Source organism: Bartonella vinsonii subsp. berkhoffii ATCC 51672, from assembly GCF_902825225.1.
Taxonomy (GTDB): Bacteria; Pseudomonadota; Alphaproteobacteria; order Rhizobiales; family Rhizobiaceae; genus Bartonella; species Bartonella berkhoffii.
Map to the genome: position 1 here is coordinate 1 of NZ_CADEAK010000199.1, position 426 is coordinate 426.

The 426-nt window shown below is 39.4% G+C and carries 1 protein-coding gene; it reads right to left on the reverse strand.

Translation table 11 applies throughout. The annotated features are described in order from the left end of the window. Positions 1-74: 74 nt before the first annotated feature. Positions 75-426, reverse strand: a 352-nt coding sequence (locus J7R10_RS08920; protein WP_281432520.1) for a phosphate acyltransferase, incomplete at its 5' end; no start/stop codon positions are given.

The following is a 426-nucleotide window of genomic DNA, read 5'->3' on the forward strand; positions in this document are numbered from 1 at the left end:
ACAAAAAGATACCCAGAGTCAGATACCACCATCCTAGAAGATTGTTGCTTTATTTTCAAAAAAGCCCAGAAAAATCATGGGCCTTTGTTTTTATACAGTTTTCTCGCATGATAAGCAGCGAGCAATGCGGTATTGACAACATCCGTATCGTTTCCACTAAACGGTACAATTTGGACAGATTTTTCCAACCCAATCAAAATAGGTCCAATAATGGTTGCTTCACCAAGCTCTTGCAACATCTTGCTCGCAATGGAAGAGGCATGATATCCAGGCATTACCAAAATATTAGCTGGTTCCGTTAATCCCATAAAGGGATATTGCTGCATCAATTTCAAATTGAGTGCCACATCAGCACTCATTTCTCCATCAAATTCAAAATCAACTTTGCGTTCATGCAACATGTTAACAGCATCCTGAATTTGCTGC